The sequence below is a fragment of the Chryseobacterium sp. CY350 genome, from assembly GCF_027945075.1.
In the GTDB taxonomy this organism is placed as follows: Bacteria; Bacteroidota; Bacteroidia; order Flavobacteriales; family Weeksellaceae; genus Chryseobacterium.
This window is the reverse complement of sequence record NZ_CP116034.1, coordinates 1,602,077-1,616,510: the sequence shown is the minus strand read 5'-3', so window position 1 is coordinate 1,616,510 and position 14,434 is coordinate 1,602,077. Positions and strand designations below refer to the sequence as shown.

Below are 14,434 nucleotides of genomic sequence, written 5' to 3'. Positions count from 1 at the left end.
AAAATGAAATTCAGGACAGAAGTTAATATCGCAGAATCTGACAAGAAAATTGATATTGAAGATAAAATATTTTCAATAGGTTCGTGTTTCGCTTCTGAAATGTCTGAATTATTTCAGCAAGGTCAGTTGCGGACCTTTAATAATCCTTTTGGGACTTTATTTAATCCTTTTTCAATTAATAATTCCATTAAAAGACTCCATGATTCTGAGTTTTATCACGAGGAAGAACTGATTATTTTTAATGATGAATATATTTCTTTAGATCATCATTCAAGCTTTGATACAAGGTTTATTTATCAGACTTTAGACAAAATCAATAGGAAAATTGTTGATGGAAATCAGTTTCTTCAAGATTCAAATTGGGTGATTATCACGTATGGAACTTCATTTATTTATGAATTTGAACCCAAGAAAAAGCTTGTTGCCAACTGCCATAAAATTCCGCAGAAGTTTTTTGAAAAAAGATTGCTGACGCATCAGGAGCTTACAGATTCTATCTACGATACAATTTTAAATCTGAAAGATATTTGCAAAGATGATCTTCATATTTTGTTTACCGTTTCGCCGGTTCGTCATACAAAAGACGGAATGATTGAAAATCAGCTGAGCAAATCAAAACTGATTACGGCCATTCATGAAGTGATTTCAGAGATAGAAAACTGTCATTATCTTCCTGTTTACGAGATCTTGATGGATGATTTGCGTGATTACCGTTTTTACAAAGAAGATATGATTCATCCTAATTCTCAGGCAGTTAATTATATTTTTGAGAAATTTGGAAATGCTTATTTTTCAGATGAAACTAAAGATTTTATTAAAGAAAATTTTAAAATTAACAAAGCTTTAGAACATCGTTCTGATGATGAAAAAGATCCAAAATATATTGAGTTTAGAGACAAACTAAATCAAAGAATTGAAATTCAGCAAAAGAAAACCAAACACAAAATATTCTGATTTCGAATGATTGACTTTACTAAAATTGATTATCTGAAATATGGAAATGAAAGACAGAAAAGAGCTTTTGACGTTCTTACAAGTTATAAAGTATTTGAAAAGCTTTCTAATTTTTCGCCGATTTTAGCAGGAACGATTCCGATAGAAATTGATATTGAGGGAAGTAATTTAGATATTATTTGTGAAGTTGATCTCAGATTTGAAGAAGATTTTTTAGATGATATTGCATTTAGTAAAATGATTCCTTCTAATGCAGATGTAAAAGTTGAATATCCGATTATTAATGGCGAAAAATGTATTGTGATAAATTTTATGTTGGAAGAGTTTCCAATTGAAATTTTTGCACAAAACAAACCAACAACTCACCAAAATGCCTATCTGCACATGATTGCTGAACACAAAATATTAAAGGAGAAAGGAGAAGATTTTAAACAAAAAATAATAGAACTGAAGAAAAAAGGAATCAAAACAGAACCAGCTTTCGGAATGTTGCTGAATTTAGAGAATCCTTACGAAGATCTATTAAAATTTTAAAAATAATGATTGATACGCATACCCATTTATATTCGGAAGAGTTTGATGAAGACAGAAAAGAAACGATTCAAAGAGCTTTAGATAAAGGAATTACAGAGTTTTATCTACCGGCAATCGATTCAGAATTTCACGAAAAAATGCTTCAGCTGGAAAGTGATTATCCAAACCAGATTTTTTCAATGATGGGACTTCACCCATGTTATGTAAAACCGGAATCTTGGGAAAAAGAACTGAAAATAGTAAAAAATTATCTGAATGAACGTCATTTCCCTGCAATCGGAGAAATCGGGATCGATCTGTATTGGGATAAAACGACTTTAGATATTCAGGTAAAAGCTTTTGAACAGCAAATTGACTGGGCGATTGAAAAAGATTTGCCGATTGTAATTCATACCAGAGAAAGTTTTGATGAAACGTTTGAAGTTTTAGAAAGAAAAAAACATCCGAAATTGCGAGGAATTTTCCATTGCTTCTCTGGAAATTTGGAGCACGCAAAACATGCCATCGATTTAAATTTTATTTTAGGAATCGGTGGAGTAGTCACTTTCAAAAATGGAAAAATTGATCAGTTTTTAAATGAAATTCCATTAGATAAAATTGTTTTAGAAACAGATTCTCCTTACCTCGCACCAGTTCCGTTCAGAGGAAAAAGAAATGAAAGTTCTTATCTTGATTTGGTCGCTGGAAAATTGGTGAATATTTACAATAAAGATTTTGCTGATATTGACATGATTACGACTGAGAATGCAAAACGAATGTTTGTAAACTAAATTAGCTGAAAAAATAAAGCCTTCCAAATTTTGGAAGGCTTCAATTTTTATTTCTTTCTAGAAAAATTACTTTTATTTTTTGGTTTCTTGCTATGATCAGATTTTTGCTGACCTGCAGGTTTTGGTCTTGGAGTAAAAGGTTTGTTATTGGAATCTCTTTTTTCTACCACCAAATTATCAGTATGGAAAGGATGATTTTTCTCAACCGGAATTTTCATTCCGATCAATTTTTCGGTGTCTTTTAAATTTAATAAATCTAATCCGTCAACGAATGAAATTGAAGATCCTTCTGCTCCTGCACGTCCTGTTCTCCCGATTCTGTGAACATAGGTTTCTGCAACGTCAGAAAGTTCGAAATTAACAACGTATTTCAGTTCGTCAATATCAATACCTCTCGCCGCGATGTCTGTAGCAACCAAAATACGTGTTCTTCCTGCTTTAAAATTATTTAAAGCATTCTGTCTCGCATTTTGAGATTTGTTCCCGTGAATTGCTTCTGCAGAGATGTTATTGGCTTGTAATTTTCTTGCAATTTTATCTGCACCGTGTTTTGTTCTTGAGAAAACTAAAACTGAATCTGAGATATTATTTTGAAGAATATGAGTCAAAAGTTCTAACTTATTTTCTTTATCAACAAAATATACAGCCTGTTTAATCGTTTCTGCAGTCGAAGAAATAGGAGTAACAGAAACCTTGATCGGTGTATTCAAAATTGAATCTGCCAATTTCTGAATTTCTGTAGGCATCGTTGCAGAGAAGAAAAGAGTCTGTCTTTTTTGAGGTAAAAGTTTAATAATTCTTTTTACATCATGTACAAAACCCATATCCAACATTCTGTCGGCTTCGTCTAATACAAAAATTTCAAGATTTTTTAAACTGATAATTCCCTGAGCGATAAAATCTAATAATCTTCCCGGAGTTGCCACCAAAATGTCAACACCTCTTCGCAAAGCCGTTTCCTGACTTCCCTGTTTCACTCCTCCGAAAATCACCAATTTTCTTAAAGGTAAATTTTTACCGTAAGAATTGAAACTTTCTTCGATCTGAATGGCCAATTCTCTTGTCGGAGTAAGAATAAGAGCTTTTATATGATTGTTCTTGGGGCCTTTTCTTTCTGTAAGATTCTGAAGGATTGGGATCGCAAAAGCTGCTGTTTTCCCTGTTCCTGTCTGCGCAGTACCCAAAAGATCTCTGTGTTCTAAAATTGAAGGAATTGATTGTTCCTGAATAGGAGTTGGTTTTTCATAACCTTCCTTTTGAAGCGCATCTAAAATGGGCTTGATAATGTTTAAGTCTGTAAATAACAAAATGGTATTGTGTATTAAAATAGTGCGGTTGAAGCAGTATACTTCATCATTTTTAGCAAAATCTGCTAAAAACTTTTAACAGAATTTTTAAGTAAAAAATTACTTTACTGGCTGAGAATGCCGCGAAATATACTGCAAAGATAAACTAAATTAATTGATTCCCGTTATTTCACTTTTTTCCACTGCTGATTCGTCTTCAAATCCTCAAAAAACTGATATACTTTTATCAATTTTTCAGAACCTCTTTTACCATAATCTTCTGTGTTTTTTGAAGTTCCGTCTGCAAATTTTATTCTTAAATAAGAAGTTGGAAGATCACTTATATTTTTGCTTCCGTATTTATCCTGAAGATTTTTTACGTCAAGTCCGTCTAATAAAGCAACAAGTTTATTGTAATCTGCTTCTTTAATGGTTGTGGTAAAAGTTCCTTCTCTCGGTTTTGAAAACTCGTCTTTTGAGGTACCTTTAGAAAAATTAAAATGTTCAGCTTCCAAAACAGCGGTTCTGTCTGCCTGTATTGTCATTTTATAGATCGGGCAAAATCCAAAACAAGCTCCTGCCTCATATTCTATTGTTGAATATTTTGACTGACTTTTTTGGGTGCTGCATGAGAGTAAAAGTACTGCAGCGAATAGACTTAATAAATATTTCATTTTTTTTAAATTTGTGTGGAGTCTCTCAATAAGTGTTCCAAAAGTAAAGAGAAACCTTGTGAGTTTCTCTTTATTATTTTTTAGTTAAATCTGTAGCCTACGCCGGCCTGCAGGAAACCTATTTTTGTGGTGAAACCATTTTTGTGCATGTCGAAAAAATTAAAATTGTATCTCGCATCGACAAAAAATCGGTCAGTCAATTTATATTCTGCTCCCAAAAAAGGGAATAGGTTTAAAGTTTTAAAATCTTGAAGATCTTGTGAATCTGTGCCGTTCACAATACCGTCAGTTTTAAGTTTTTCAGAAAAATTAAAACCAAAATTCATCCCTACTGCTGCAGACAATTTTGGGATAAAATAGTACTTTACCGAAACCGGAATCTGAATTTGAGAAAACTGATAATCAAAAGCCACATCGCCTAACTCTGTAACTTCGTTGCCAATCAACTGTACCAATGGAAGATGTTCTGTACCGCCCAATTGTGTATATAATACTTCTGCCTGGATACCCACTTTCGAAGAAACAGGCATTTCGCCTACAAATCCTGCATAGAAGTAAGATTTTGAATCGATCTTGTTGTCAAAAATTTTCATAGAAGATAGGCTATATCCGGCTTTTGCGCCAAATTTAAATTGAGATTCTGAACCTTGATCAGCAGTTTGCGCACTCATAAATCCCGAAATTGTGACCGATAGGGTCAAAAAAAAATTCTTTGTCATTTTTTTCATAGTTAATTTCAAATCTAACGTTGTTTTTCTAAAGAAATTGTGCTGTAAAAAAAAGAATTTACAGCACAATCAGTATTTTTTTATCCGTGAAGTCTTTTCCAGATCGCATCTTTCAGCTCCATCAATCCTTCGCCTGTAATTCCTGAAAAGAAAAGAGGCTTTCGGTTTTCCGGAAATTCCGTTGAAATTTCTTTTTTCAGCTCTTCATCCAAAAGGTCAGATTTTGAAATGGAGATAATAAAATCTTTATCCAGTAATTCAGGATTGTATTCTTTAAGCTCGTTTTCTAAGATCTTAAATTCCTGAAAATGACTTTCAGAGTCTGAAGGAATTAAAAAAAGCAAGATCGAGTTTCTCTCAATATGTCTTAAGAATCTGTGTCCCAAGCCTTTTCCTTCAGCAGCACCCTCGATAATACCGGGGATATCTGCCATTACAAAAGATTTATAATTTCTGTAATCTACAATTCCTAAATTTGGTGTCAGGGTTGTAAATGCATAATCAGCAATTTTTGGTCTTGCTGCAGAAACCGAAGATAATAACGTTGATTTTCCTGCGTTCGGGAAACCTACCAAACCAACGTCAGCTAAGATTTTCAGTTCAAAAACAATAAAACCTTCCTGTCCGTCCATACCGGGTTGTGCGTATCTTGGAGTCTGATGGGTTGAAGATTTGAAATGTTCGTTACCTTTTCCACCTTTTCCACCTTCCATCAGGATGATTTCCTGACCGTGTTCCATTATTTCGCCTACAATTTCGCCCTCTTCATTTTTAGCAATCGTCCCGATCGGAACTTCAATGTAAACATCTTCTCCGTACGCTCCGGTAAGCTGGTTTTTCGCTCCGTTTTGCCCACGTTCTGCCTTTACATGGCGCGTGTAGCGAAGTGGAAGTAAAGTCCACTCCTGAGAATTTCCTTTCATGATCACGTGACCGCCGCGACCACCGTCACCACCGTCGGGGCCACCCTTGGGGATATATTTTTCACGGCGAAGATGGGCAGAACCTGCGCCACCATGACCGCTTTTACAATGAATCTTTACGTAATCTACAAAATTTGACATTTCTTACAATTTGAGTTATGAGTTATGAATTATGAGAATGAATTGTATCTATTTATAACTCATCACTCACAACTTTAAACTATTTTATTTTTTCTACTTCAGCGAAAAGCATTTCAGAAATCTCATTGATTTCGCCAACGCCATTGATCTCTACATATTTGCCTTGTTGTTTGTAAAGCTCGGCAACTTCTGCTGTTTTTGCGTAGTATTCTTTAATTCTATTTTCTATTATTTCTACATTGCTGTCATCGGTTCTTCCACTTGTTTCACCTCTTTTCAGCAATCTTTCTACTAAAATTTGATCTTCTACGATCAATGAAAGACAAACATCAATGTCGTCATTCAGCTCATCTTTTACGATTTTTTCCAAAGCTTCTGTCTGTACGGCAGTTCTAGGATATCCGTCGAAAATAAATCCTGCCGCATCGGTTGGCTTTCTTAATTCGTCAATCAGCATATCAATTGTTACCTGATCCGGAACCAATTCTCCCTTGTCGATATAAGATTTTGCTAATTTTCCCAGTTCAGTATCATTTTTCATGTTGAATCTGAAAAGATCACCAGTGGAGATTTGCTTTAAATTAAATTTCTCAATCAGATTTTGAGCTTGAGTTCCTTTTCCACTTCCTGGAGGGCCGAACAGAACAATGTTTATCATAATTGTTTTTCTGCATCAGGCTTTGGGCAATATGCTTAAGCCTTTAGCTTTTTTAGTTAATATTTACTTTTTACTTAGATATATTATTAAAAGCTAATAGCCAAAAGCTAAAAGCCAGTAGCAATCATTAATGGTTGATGGTTCCTTCTTCCAACTGATACAGGTTCGGAAGATTTCTTCCCAACTCATCGTAGTCAAGACCATAACCTAAAACAAATTTGTTTGGAATTTCTTTTCCGATATAATCCAACTTAAAATCCTTTTTATACACTTCCGGCTTTAAAAGGAATGAAGCGATTTTTACAGATTTCGGGCGTTGCGTTTCGTTGAAATATTTGAAAAGACTTTCTACCGTATTTCCTGTGTCAACGATATCTTCTACCAAGATGATGTGGCGGTCTTTTACGTCTTTCGTTAGTTCCATTTTCTGGTAAACGATTCCTGTAGATTCTGTTCCTGCGTAAGAACTCATTTGGATAAAAGCAATTTCGCATTCACCAGGATAATGTTTAAGAAGATCAGAGAAAAACATGATCACTCCGTTGAGCACACCAATGAAAACAGGAACTTCATCCTTGTAATCTTCATAAATTTTCAGAGCGGTAGCTTTTACGATTTCCTGAATTTCGGCATCCTTTAAATAAGGAACAAAAGTTTTGTCGTGAACTTGTATACTTTCCATAAAATTTTAGTAGTCGGCAAAGTTACGGAATTTTGATGAAAGTTTTTTGTGAGGTCTGTCAGGTTTACAAAACTTGTTTTTATAAAAGAAATCGATAAATATTGAGGCATTAAAATTCCCCTCCACTGGAGGGGTGGCGAAAATTTCAAAGAAATTTTTGACGGGGTGGTTTTAAAGAATGAACTTTTTTGCGAAGTTGGATTGGTTTTAAGTTTTTGTTAAAGTAAGAAATATCCATAATGTTTGTCATTCCGAAGGAATCTAAGCTATTATAATATTTCTGCGAATGGTATTTATTTAATTTCTGAAAGTGTCCATCTAAAATAAATATTAGTATTGATGAGATCAATAAGAACGTCTTCTAAATATTCATCAAAATTGTGACCTAAATTCGCAGGTGTTTGTTTTAAAGCTTCTTCCAATTGTTCTTTAGTGTAATAATGACATTTAACTTCATTGTTTTCATTACGTACAAGATAATTGATTTTGTTTCTTAGCAAAACAGTTGTTAACTCGTCAAGTTCTTTATAATCTTCATATTCTTCGTCTTTGTGAATGTCATTGATTATTAAATCATAATTATTGTTTTGAATATTATAATCTTCTTGAAAAATTCTTATTAATCTTTCCTTATTTAATTTTTTGATTACTTCAAGTAAAGCTTGTTTGTGACCTGTAGCACTTCCAAACTCAAATATTCTCCCATCTTTTTTTACAAGAAGTATTGGACCTTGACCTATTAAACATACCTTTTTATCCTTTGCCTGATAACCAAAAACGAAGAGATCATCATAATCTTCTGTGTAACTAACTTCAACATGATCTCCTGCATTATTTAATACATATTCTTCGGCTATTTTTAAAAATTCATCTCTAGTGTTTTCCTGCATTTTATTTTAAGTGTTTTTTATGAAGATTGTTTAAAAAGTTTTTGCGATTGAATTTTATGAAACCTGAATTTTTTGCTGTTCATCGATTCAATTTATTTCTATAATGTTATTCCAATATTTTTCAAAAGGTATATTTTTATCTTTACAATATTTTTCAATTTCAGAATCATTTAGAAAATACTTGTCACAAAATTCGTCTAATTCCTTTTCTGCACCAGTTATATACTTTTCACTGGCAGTTAATAACTTTTCAGTTTGTTCAATAAAATTTTCAAATTCTCTATTTATTTTACAAAGTTTATCAATTGTTTTAAAATCTAAATCACGATAAATAGCCGGAAACAATATTTTACTTTGATAAGGATTTGCATTCAATTCAATAATTCCAATTCCAAAAGATTGGTTTAATCTTGACATTTCTTCGTGAAGACTATCACTGAATTCAAAAGCTACTAAATAACCATAATTAGCCCAACTTGAATTTGAAACAGCTTGGAAATAAGCTTTTTTAAGTTCGCTATCACTATTAATTTCCCTTTTTAGTTCATAGGAACTTAATTTAAATGTATCGACTCTATTTATTGATTTAAGAAAATTCTGACTTGCTTTTGTTTGAAGATTTAGAAACTTAATTGCGACCATATCAGGATGAGTCCAAATTTGATTACTATCCTTTCCATTAGATTGCTCATGAAAAATAGTTTTTGAGAATGTTTCAGTGTTTTTTAAGAAACTACTTAAAAGTTTATGCAAATCTCTTTCTTCATAAACTTTTGTCTTTATCTTAATCTCTTCATTTATTACAGGAGGTGGAATAATATATTCATCATTTAAAATATCAACTTCAATTTGTTGTTCGTTTTTAGTTAAATAATAGTAGTAAATTCCATTAGATTTTTTAATTCTTTTGACTCTAGTATCTCCACTTCTTATGTAATCTCCAAGTTGTGCAGATATTGTAGATGCAGGAGTTTTTCCCTTTAAAAATTCGTAATAATTTTTTTCTACAATGTGATTTAACACTTCTACATTATAAACAGGAATTATTAAATCTTCAAGACTTTTTAAAATAGCTTCTTTTACTGTCATTAGTTTTTTTTCAAAATTGATTTTCAAATATAATATATTTGAGAGGAAATTTCAAGATTCAGCCCCACAATTCCCACCACCCAAAAATAAAATTCCCCTCAAATTTGCCCACCCAATTTTTTAAAAGTAATTTTGTACGAATCTAAAATAAAAGTAAAATATGTCAACTTACGTAGTTGTAGGTCTTCAGTATGGAGATGAAGGTAAAGGAAAAATCACTGATGTTTTATCGGCAAAATCTGATTACGTTGTACGTTTCCAAGGCGGAGACAACGCTGGTCACACAGTTTATGTGGGTGAAGAGAAATTTGTTTTACACCTTCTTCCTTCAGGAGTTTTGCAGTGTAAAGGGAAATGTATCATTGCCAATGGAGTAGTGGTAAATCCTAAATCTTTCATTAAAGAAGTTGGTCAGATCGAAAGCAAGGGCTTGAGAACAGACCACATTTTTATCAGCAGAAGAGCGCATGTCATCATGCCTTACCACATTCTTTTGGATACTTACCGTGAGGAAGAGCACGGAGGAACACAGATAGGAACTACGAAAAAAGGAATTGGGCCTTGCTACGAAGATAAAATTGCAAGAATTGGTATCAGAATGGTTGACCTTCTAAACCCTGAAATTTTAAGAGACAAAATTGAGAAAAATTTAAAGGTTAAAAACTCTCTTTTCGAAAAATATTACGACAAACCGACTTTAGACGTTGAAGAAATCTACAACGAATATTTAGAAATCGGAAAACAGCTTCAAGAAAGAATCGTTGATACTGAATTGGAACTGAACGAAGCGATCAGAGACGGTAAAAACGTATTGTTCGAAGGAGCTCAGGCTTTGATGTTAGACATCGACTTTGGAACTTATCCTTACGTTACTTCATCTTCTCCATCTACAGGGGGAGTTTGTACAGGAGCGGGAGTTCCGCCAACTTCATTGAAAAACTTAATCGGTGTTGCCAAAGCATATTGTACTAGAGTAGGAAACGGACCGTTCCCTTCTGAACTGGATAATGAGTTAGGAGAAAGCATCAGACAGATTGGTGGTGAATTCGGAGCGACTACTGGAAGACCAAGAAGAACAGGTTGGTTAGACCTTGTTTCTTTGAAGCACGCCTGTATGATCAACGGAATCAATAACTTGGTGATCACAAAATTAGACGTTCTTACAGGAATCGAAAACCTGAAAATTGTTACGCATTACAAAACTGAAGACGGAAAAATTATCGATTATTTCACTTCTTCAACTGAAAAATTATACAACTACGAACCGATCTACAAAGATTTACCGGGTTGGAATGAAGATTTAACGAAAGTAAGAAGTTATGACGAACTTCCTGATACGGCTCAGAAATACATCGAGTTCATCGAAGAGTATTTAGGAATCAATGTTTACCTGGTTTCCGTAGGTCCGGAAAGAAGTCAGAACATCATCAGAAAAGAATTATTCTAAAAAAATAAATTCAACATATATAAAATCCCGCTTTCGTAGCGGGATTTTTTTGTTATGGATATAGAGTTCCTGAATATCACGATAATATTATTTCTTACATAGTTAAATTTTTATTTTAACACTATTATTTGTTAAATCTTCTTGTTTTAATAATTTTTTGGCAAATATTTTGATATTGTTTCAATGATTAATAGAAACTGTATAGAAAACTAATAATTACAATATATTAACAATTTTAATTTTTTTATCGTGATGAAACACCTACAAACCAATCAGGATTTTCGTTTTAATGAAATCCTCTTCGAAGGCCGCAACAAGCAATACGGTGCTTATGTTTTAAGAAATGAATCAGACAGAATTCTAACCAAAGCACTTTTTATAGGTGTTAGTTTATTGGCTGCAATTTCGCTTACACCGATGGTAATTTCGGCGTTTAAAACAACGGATGGAATTATAGAAAATCCTCCTCCGTTCATTTTAAAGGATATCGTGGAAGTTGAATTGCCTCCGGTGAAAGTTCAGCCGGTTAAACCAGTAGTTCAACCAGAGCGAGTGAAGCAATATGATGCAACGGTTGTTACTCCGACAAGAAATGCTAATGAAAGTAAAATTGTGAAAGATATTCCTAAAGATGCGGTTGCAGGATTCAAAAATGATTTCGAAGCAAAGCCTGCTACTCCAGATGTTTATATACCAATTAGTGCAGATTCTGGACCTGGAAAATTTACTGCACCAAAAATAATTCCTTCTATTCCAGTAGAAGATCCTCTTAAAATTGAGACAGAATTGAGTGTTTCTGCAAATTTTGAAAGCGGTATTGAATCCTTCAGAAATAAAGTGATGAATAAGTTTGATGGTTCTGGTTTTTCTTCAGATGATGTGATGAAAACTACAGTAACTTTTATTGTTGAAAAAGACGGAACGATTTCCGGAATCAAAGCAGATGGAAGAGATTCGGATTTCAATGCAGAAGCTTTAAGAACAATTAAAGCCGTTAAAGGAAAATGGATTCCTGGAAAGAATAAAAAAGGAGAACCTGTAAGAAGTTATTTTAAATTTCCGATTTCGATGAAGTTCGACAATTAAATATATTCAAATCAAATCTTTTCACTTATCCACAAAATACTATATTTTGTGGATAATTTTTTTAATATCTAAAATCCTTATTAACAATATTTTAACTCATCTTTCGATTTACCAGTTCCTTGAAAGCAGAGAAAAAAGTGTATTTTTGAAACTTAAAGTTCAAGCAATGGCAAAAATCATAGGTATCGCTAATCAAAAAGGAGGTGTAGGAAAAACTACTACCGCTGTAAACTTAGCCGCAGCATTAGGGGTATTGGAGAAGAAAATATTAATTATAGATGCAGATCCGCAGGCTAATGCGACATCTGGTCTTGGGGTAGAAGAGGTGCAGTATTCTACATATAATCTGTTGGAGCACAGCGTAGAAACAAAAAATTGTATACAGAAAACGACAACTCCGAATTTAGACATCGTTCCTTCTCATATTGATTTGGTTGCCGCAGAAATTGAATTGGTAGATAAAGACAATCGTGAATACATGCTGAAAAAAGCATTGGAATCTGTAAGAGCAGATTACGATTATATCATCATTGATTGCGCACCGAGTTTGGGTTTAATTACCATTAATGCTCTTACTGCAGCCGATTCGGTGATTATTCCTATTCAGTGCGAATATTTTGCTTTGGAAGGTTTGGGGAAACTTTTAAATACAATCAAAAACGTTCAGAAAATTCACAACAAAGATTTGGATATCGAAGGTTTACTGCTGACCATGTACGACAGCAGATTGAGATTGTCTAATCAGGTTGTAGAAGAGGTAAATTCTCACTTTCCGGAAATGGTTTTTGAGACCATCATCAGCAGAAATGTAAGGCTTAGCGAGGCACCAAGTTTCGGAGAAAGCATTTTGAACTACGATGCAGAAAGCAAAGGCGCAATTCAATATCTTCAGTTGGCTGAAGAAGTGCTGTTGAAGAACGAAAATTTAGTTAAAAATTAAAAATAACTTATAGCAATTGGCTTTTGGCTGATTGCAAATAATTATTAACACATTAAAGCAAGAAGCTATTAGCTAATTGCAATTTGCAATATGAAAGACAAAAAAAGAGCGATGGGACGAGGTTTGGGTGCTATTCTTAGTGCAGAATCCAAAGCTACTGTAAACTCTGCAACAGATGAAGGCGCAGATAAATTTGTAGGAAATATCGTAGAAGTTTCAATTGAAGATATTTATCCGAATCCCACTCAGCCAAGAACTTATTTTGACGAAAAAGCATTAAACGAGCTTGCACAGTCTATAAAAAATTTAGGAGTAATTCAGCCGATTACCCTAAGAAAGGAAGGTGAGAATTTTGAGATTATCTCTGGAGAAAGACGTTTCAGAGCGAGTAAAATTGCAGGTTTAACTTCTATTCCGGCATACATTCGTCTGGTTAACGATCAGGAATTGCTTGAAATGGCTCTAGTTGAAAATATTCAGCGTGAAGATCTTGATTCTATTGAGATTGCGTTGACGTATCAGAGACTTTTAGACGAGATCGGCATGACTCAGGAAAATCTAAGCCAAAGAGTTGGTAAAGACAGAAGTACAATTACCAATTCTATCAGATTGTTAAGATTGAGTCCGGATATTCAGAATGCGATCAGAAGCGGTGAGATTTCTGCAGGGCACGGAAGAGCGATTATCAGTATGGATAATGAAGAGCTTCAGCAGATTTTATTTGATTTAATTATAAAAGATAAATTGAATGTTCGCCAGGCCGAGCAAGCTGCCACGGCTCTCAAAAATCCAAAATCACTGGCTGCAAAAGCGGTGAAAACCGAACTTTCTAATAATTACAAAAGAGCACAGAAAACTATTTCTGATCTTTTGGATGTAAAAGTTGAAATTAAAACCACCGGAAACGGTAAAAAAGGTAAAATTGTACTCGATTTCAAAAATGAAGACGAACTGGAGTATATTTTATCTCATATTAAATAAATGAAAAAAGTATTTTTCACATTTTTACTTTGTCTTTCTGCGATCGCTTTTTCGCAGGTGATTCCGCGTGACAGTGTAATTACTGAGACCAAAGTGGAAACTGTCGCGAGTGACAGCGCAATGCTCAATAAAATTCCTGAGACATCTATTGTTGAAACAATAGAGAAAGCAAATGCACCGTCAAAAATTATTGTGACTAAATTAAATCCTACCAAAGCGGGTTTATATTCTGCCGTTTTGCCCGGATTAGGACAGTTTTACAATAAAAAATATTGGAAAATCCCGATCGTTTGGGGAGCTGTAGGAGCCGGAGTGGGAATTGCACTTTGGAATCAAAATCAGTATAAAAAATACAGAGAATATTACATCGCAAAGCTCAACGGAACGCCGAATGAGTTTATAGATCAAAGACCTTATCTGGACAAAATTGCATTAGCAAATGCGCAAGACAGATCAAAAAGGCAGAGAGATTATGCAATTGCAATCAGTGGATTGATCTATATTTTGAATATTGTTGACGCTGTTGTAGATGCACATTTATATGAAGGGCGTAAAGATCCTGATCTTACTTTTGCGCCGGCTGTCATTTATGATGATTTCGGAAATACTCCTCCAAAAACAGGATTGAGTTTAAATTTCAAATTTTAAAAA

The 14,434-nt window shown here is 33.8% G+C and carries 16 protein-coding genes; 8 read left to right on the top strand and 8 right to left on the bottom strand.

Features of this window, described 5'->3' with window-relative positions:
* The first annotated feature begins 3 nt into the window (after nucleotides 1-3).
* From PGH12_RS07410 to PGH12_RS07400, 3 genes are read left to right on the top strand one after another with little or no spacing between them, the layout of a single operon-like run.
* Nucleotides 4-954 carry a GSCFA domain-containing protein gene (locus PGH12_RS07410; RefSeq protein WP_267597532.1) on the top strand — a complete coding sequence of 317 codons (951 nt, stop codon included), beginning with the start codon at nucleotides 4-6 and terminating at the stop codon, nucleotides 952-954.
* A 6-nt stretch (nucleotides 955-960) separates the two neighbouring features.
* Entirely contained in the window at nucleotides 961-1,488 is a 528-nt protein-coding gene (locus tag PGH12_RS07405) for a DUF4269 domain-containing protein (RefSeq protein ID WP_267597531.1), read from the top strand.
* Between the two features lie 5 nt (nucleotides 1,489-1,493).
* On the top strand, nucleotides 1,494-2,258 hold the full coding sequence (locus tag PGH12_RS07400) for a TatD family hydrolase (protein WP_267597530.1): 765 nt from the start codon (nucleotides 1,494-1,496) through the stop codon (nucleotides 2,256-2,258).
* Between the two features lie 47 nt (nucleotides 2,259-2,305).
* Here the strand turns inward: PGH12_RS07400 and PGH12_RS07395 are convergent, their stop codons facing one another.
* From PGH12_RS07395 to PGH12_RS07360, 8 genes are all read right to left on the bottom strand, one after another.
* Complete coding sequence (locus PGH12_RS07395) at nucleotides 2,306-3,565, bottom strand: DEAD/DEAH box helicase (protein WP_267597529.1); 1,260 nt, start codon at nucleotides 3,563-3,565, stop codon at nucleotides 2,306-2,308.
* 164 nt (nucleotides 3,566-3,729) lie between these two features.
* Entirely contained in the window at nucleotides 3,730-4,218 is a 489-nt protein-coding gene (locus PGH12_RS07390) for a DUF6438 domain-containing protein (RefSeq protein WP_267597528.1), read from the bottom strand.
* Between the two features lie 80 nt (nucleotides 4,219-4,298).
* A complete protein-coding gene (locus PGH12_RS07385; RefSeq protein WP_271286814.1) occupies nucleotides 4,299-4,937 on the bottom strand; it encodes a porin family protein in 639 nt (212 codons plus the stop codon).
* An 89-nt stretch (nucleotides 4,938-5,026) separates the two neighbouring features.
* Nucleotides 5,027-6,010, bottom strand: coding sequence for a GTPase ObgE (obgE, locus tag PGH12_RS07380; RefSeq protein ID WP_267597526.1), 984 nt, complete (start codon nucleotides 6,008-6,010; stop codon nucleotides 5,027-5,029).
* 79 nt (nucleotides 6,011-6,089) lie between these two features.
* Entirely contained in the window at nucleotides 6,090-6,668 is a 579-nt protein-coding gene (locus PGH12_RS07375; RefSeq protein ID WP_267597525.1) for an adenylate kinase, read from the bottom strand.
* Nucleotides 6,669-6,795: 127 nt separating this feature from the next.
* Nucleotides 6,796-7,350, bottom strand: coding sequence for a hypoxanthine phosphoribosyltransferase (gene hpt, locus PGH12_RS07370; protein ID WP_267597524.1), 555 nt, complete (start codon nucleotides 7,348-7,350; stop codon nucleotides 6,796-6,798).
* A gap of 293 nt (nucleotides 7,351-7,643) precedes the next feature.
* On the bottom strand, nucleotides 7,644-8,240 hold the full coding sequence (locus tag PGH12_RS07365; protein WP_267597523.1) for a hypothetical protein: 597 nt from the start codon (nucleotides 8,238-8,240) through the stop codon (nucleotides 7,644-7,646).
* A gap of 87 nt (nucleotides 8,241-8,327) precedes the next feature.
* On the bottom strand, nucleotides 8,328-9,329 hold the full coding sequence (locus PGH12_RS07360; protein WP_267597522.1) for a hypothetical protein: 1,002 nt from the start codon (nucleotides 9,327-9,329) through the stop codon (nucleotides 8,328-8,330).
* A 160-nt stretch (nucleotides 9,330-9,489) separates the two neighbouring features.
* Between PGH12_RS07360 and PGH12_RS07355 the strand changes: the two genes are divergently transcribed.
* From PGH12_RS07355 to PGH12_RS07335, 5 genes are all read left to right on the top strand, one after another.
* Nucleotides 9,490-10,776, top strand: a complete 1,287-nt coding sequence (locus tag PGH12_RS07355) for an adenylosuccinate synthase (protein WP_267597521.1) — start codon at nucleotides 9,490-9,492, stop codon at nucleotides 10,774-10,776.
* A 252-nt stretch (nucleotides 10,777-11,028) separates the two neighbouring features.
* Nucleotides 11,029-11,862 (top strand): energy transducer TonB, encoded by an 834-nt coding sequence (locus PGH12_RS07350; protein WP_267597520.1) that lies wholly within the window; start codon nucleotides 11,029-11,031, stop codon nucleotides 11,860-11,862.
* A 166-nt stretch (nucleotides 11,863-12,028) separates the two neighbouring features.
* Complete coding sequence (locus PGH12_RS07345; RefSeq protein ID WP_267597519.1) at nucleotides 12,029-12,802, top strand: ParA family protein; 774 nt, start codon at nucleotides 12,029-12,031, stop codon at nucleotides 12,800-12,802.
* 90 nt (nucleotides 12,803-12,892) lie between these two features.
* Entirely contained in the window at nucleotides 12,893-13,783 is an 891-nt protein-coding gene (locus tag PGH12_RS07340; RefSeq protein ID WP_267597518.1) for a ParB/RepB/Spo0J family partition protein, read from the top strand.
* Nucleotides 13,784-14,431, top strand: a complete 648-nt coding sequence (locus PGH12_RS07335) for a DUF5683 domain-containing protein (RefSeq protein ID WP_267597517.1) — start codon at nucleotides 13,784-13,786, stop codon at nucleotides 14,429-14,431.
* Nucleotides 14,432-14,434: the final 3 nt, after the last annotated feature.

Coding starts and splice junctions, on each gene's coding strand:
- PGH12_RS07410 (WP_267597532.1), top strand. CDS start 4: ATGAAATTCAGGACAGAAGTTAATATCGCAGAATCTGACAAGAAAATT.
- PGH12_RS07405 (WP_267597531.1), top strand. CDS start 961: ATGATTGACTTTACTAAAATTGATTATCTGAAATATGGAAATGAAAGA.
- PGH12_RS07400 (WP_267597530.1), top strand. CDS start 1,494: ATGATTGATACGCATACCCATTTATATTCGGAAGAGTTTGATGAAGAC.
- PGH12_RS07390 (WP_267597528.1), bottom strand. CDS start 4,218: ATGAAATATTTATTAAGTCTATTCGCTGCAGTACTTTTACTCTCATGC.
- PGH12_RS07385 (WP_271286814.1), bottom strand. CDS start 4,937: ATGACAAAGAATTTTTTTTTGACCCTATCGGTCACAATTTCGGGATTT.
- obgE (WP_267597526.1), bottom strand. CDS start 6,010: ATGTCAAATTTTGTAGATTACGTAAAGATTCATTGTAAAAGCGGTCAT.
- PGH12_RS07375 (WP_267597525.1), bottom strand. CDS start 6,668: ATGATAAACATTGTTCTGTTCGGCCCTCCAGGAAGTGGAAAAGGAACT.
- hpt (WP_267597524.1), bottom strand. CDS start 7,350: ATGGAAAGTATACAAGTTCACGACAAAACTTTTGTTCCTTATTTAAAG.
- PGH12_RS07365 (WP_267597523.1), bottom strand. CDS start 8,240: ATGCAGGAAAACACTAGAGATGAATTTTTAAAAATAGCCGAAGAATAT.
- PGH12_RS07360 (WP_267597522.1), bottom strand. CDS start 9,329: ATGACAGTAAAAGAAGCTATTTTAAAAAGTCTTGAAGATTTAATAATT.
- PGH12_RS07355 (WP_267597521.1), top strand. CDS start 9,490: ATGTCAACTTACGTAGTTGTAGGTCTTCAGTATGGAGATGAAGGTAAA.
- PGH12_RS07350 (WP_267597520.1), top strand. CDS start 11,029: ATGAAACACCTACAAACCAATCAGGATTTTCGTTTTAATGAAATCCTC.
- PGH12_RS07345 (WP_267597519.1), top strand. CDS start 12,029: ATGGCAAAAATCATAGGTATCGCTAATCAAAAAGGAGGTGTAGGAAAA.
- PGH12_RS07340 (WP_267597518.1), top strand. CDS start 12,893: ATGAAAGACAAAAAAAGAGCGATGGGACGAGGTTTGGGTGCTATTCTT.
- PGH12_RS07335 (WP_267597517.1), top strand. CDS start 13,784: ATGAAAAAAGTATTTTTCACATTTTTACTTTGTCTTTCTGCGATCGCT.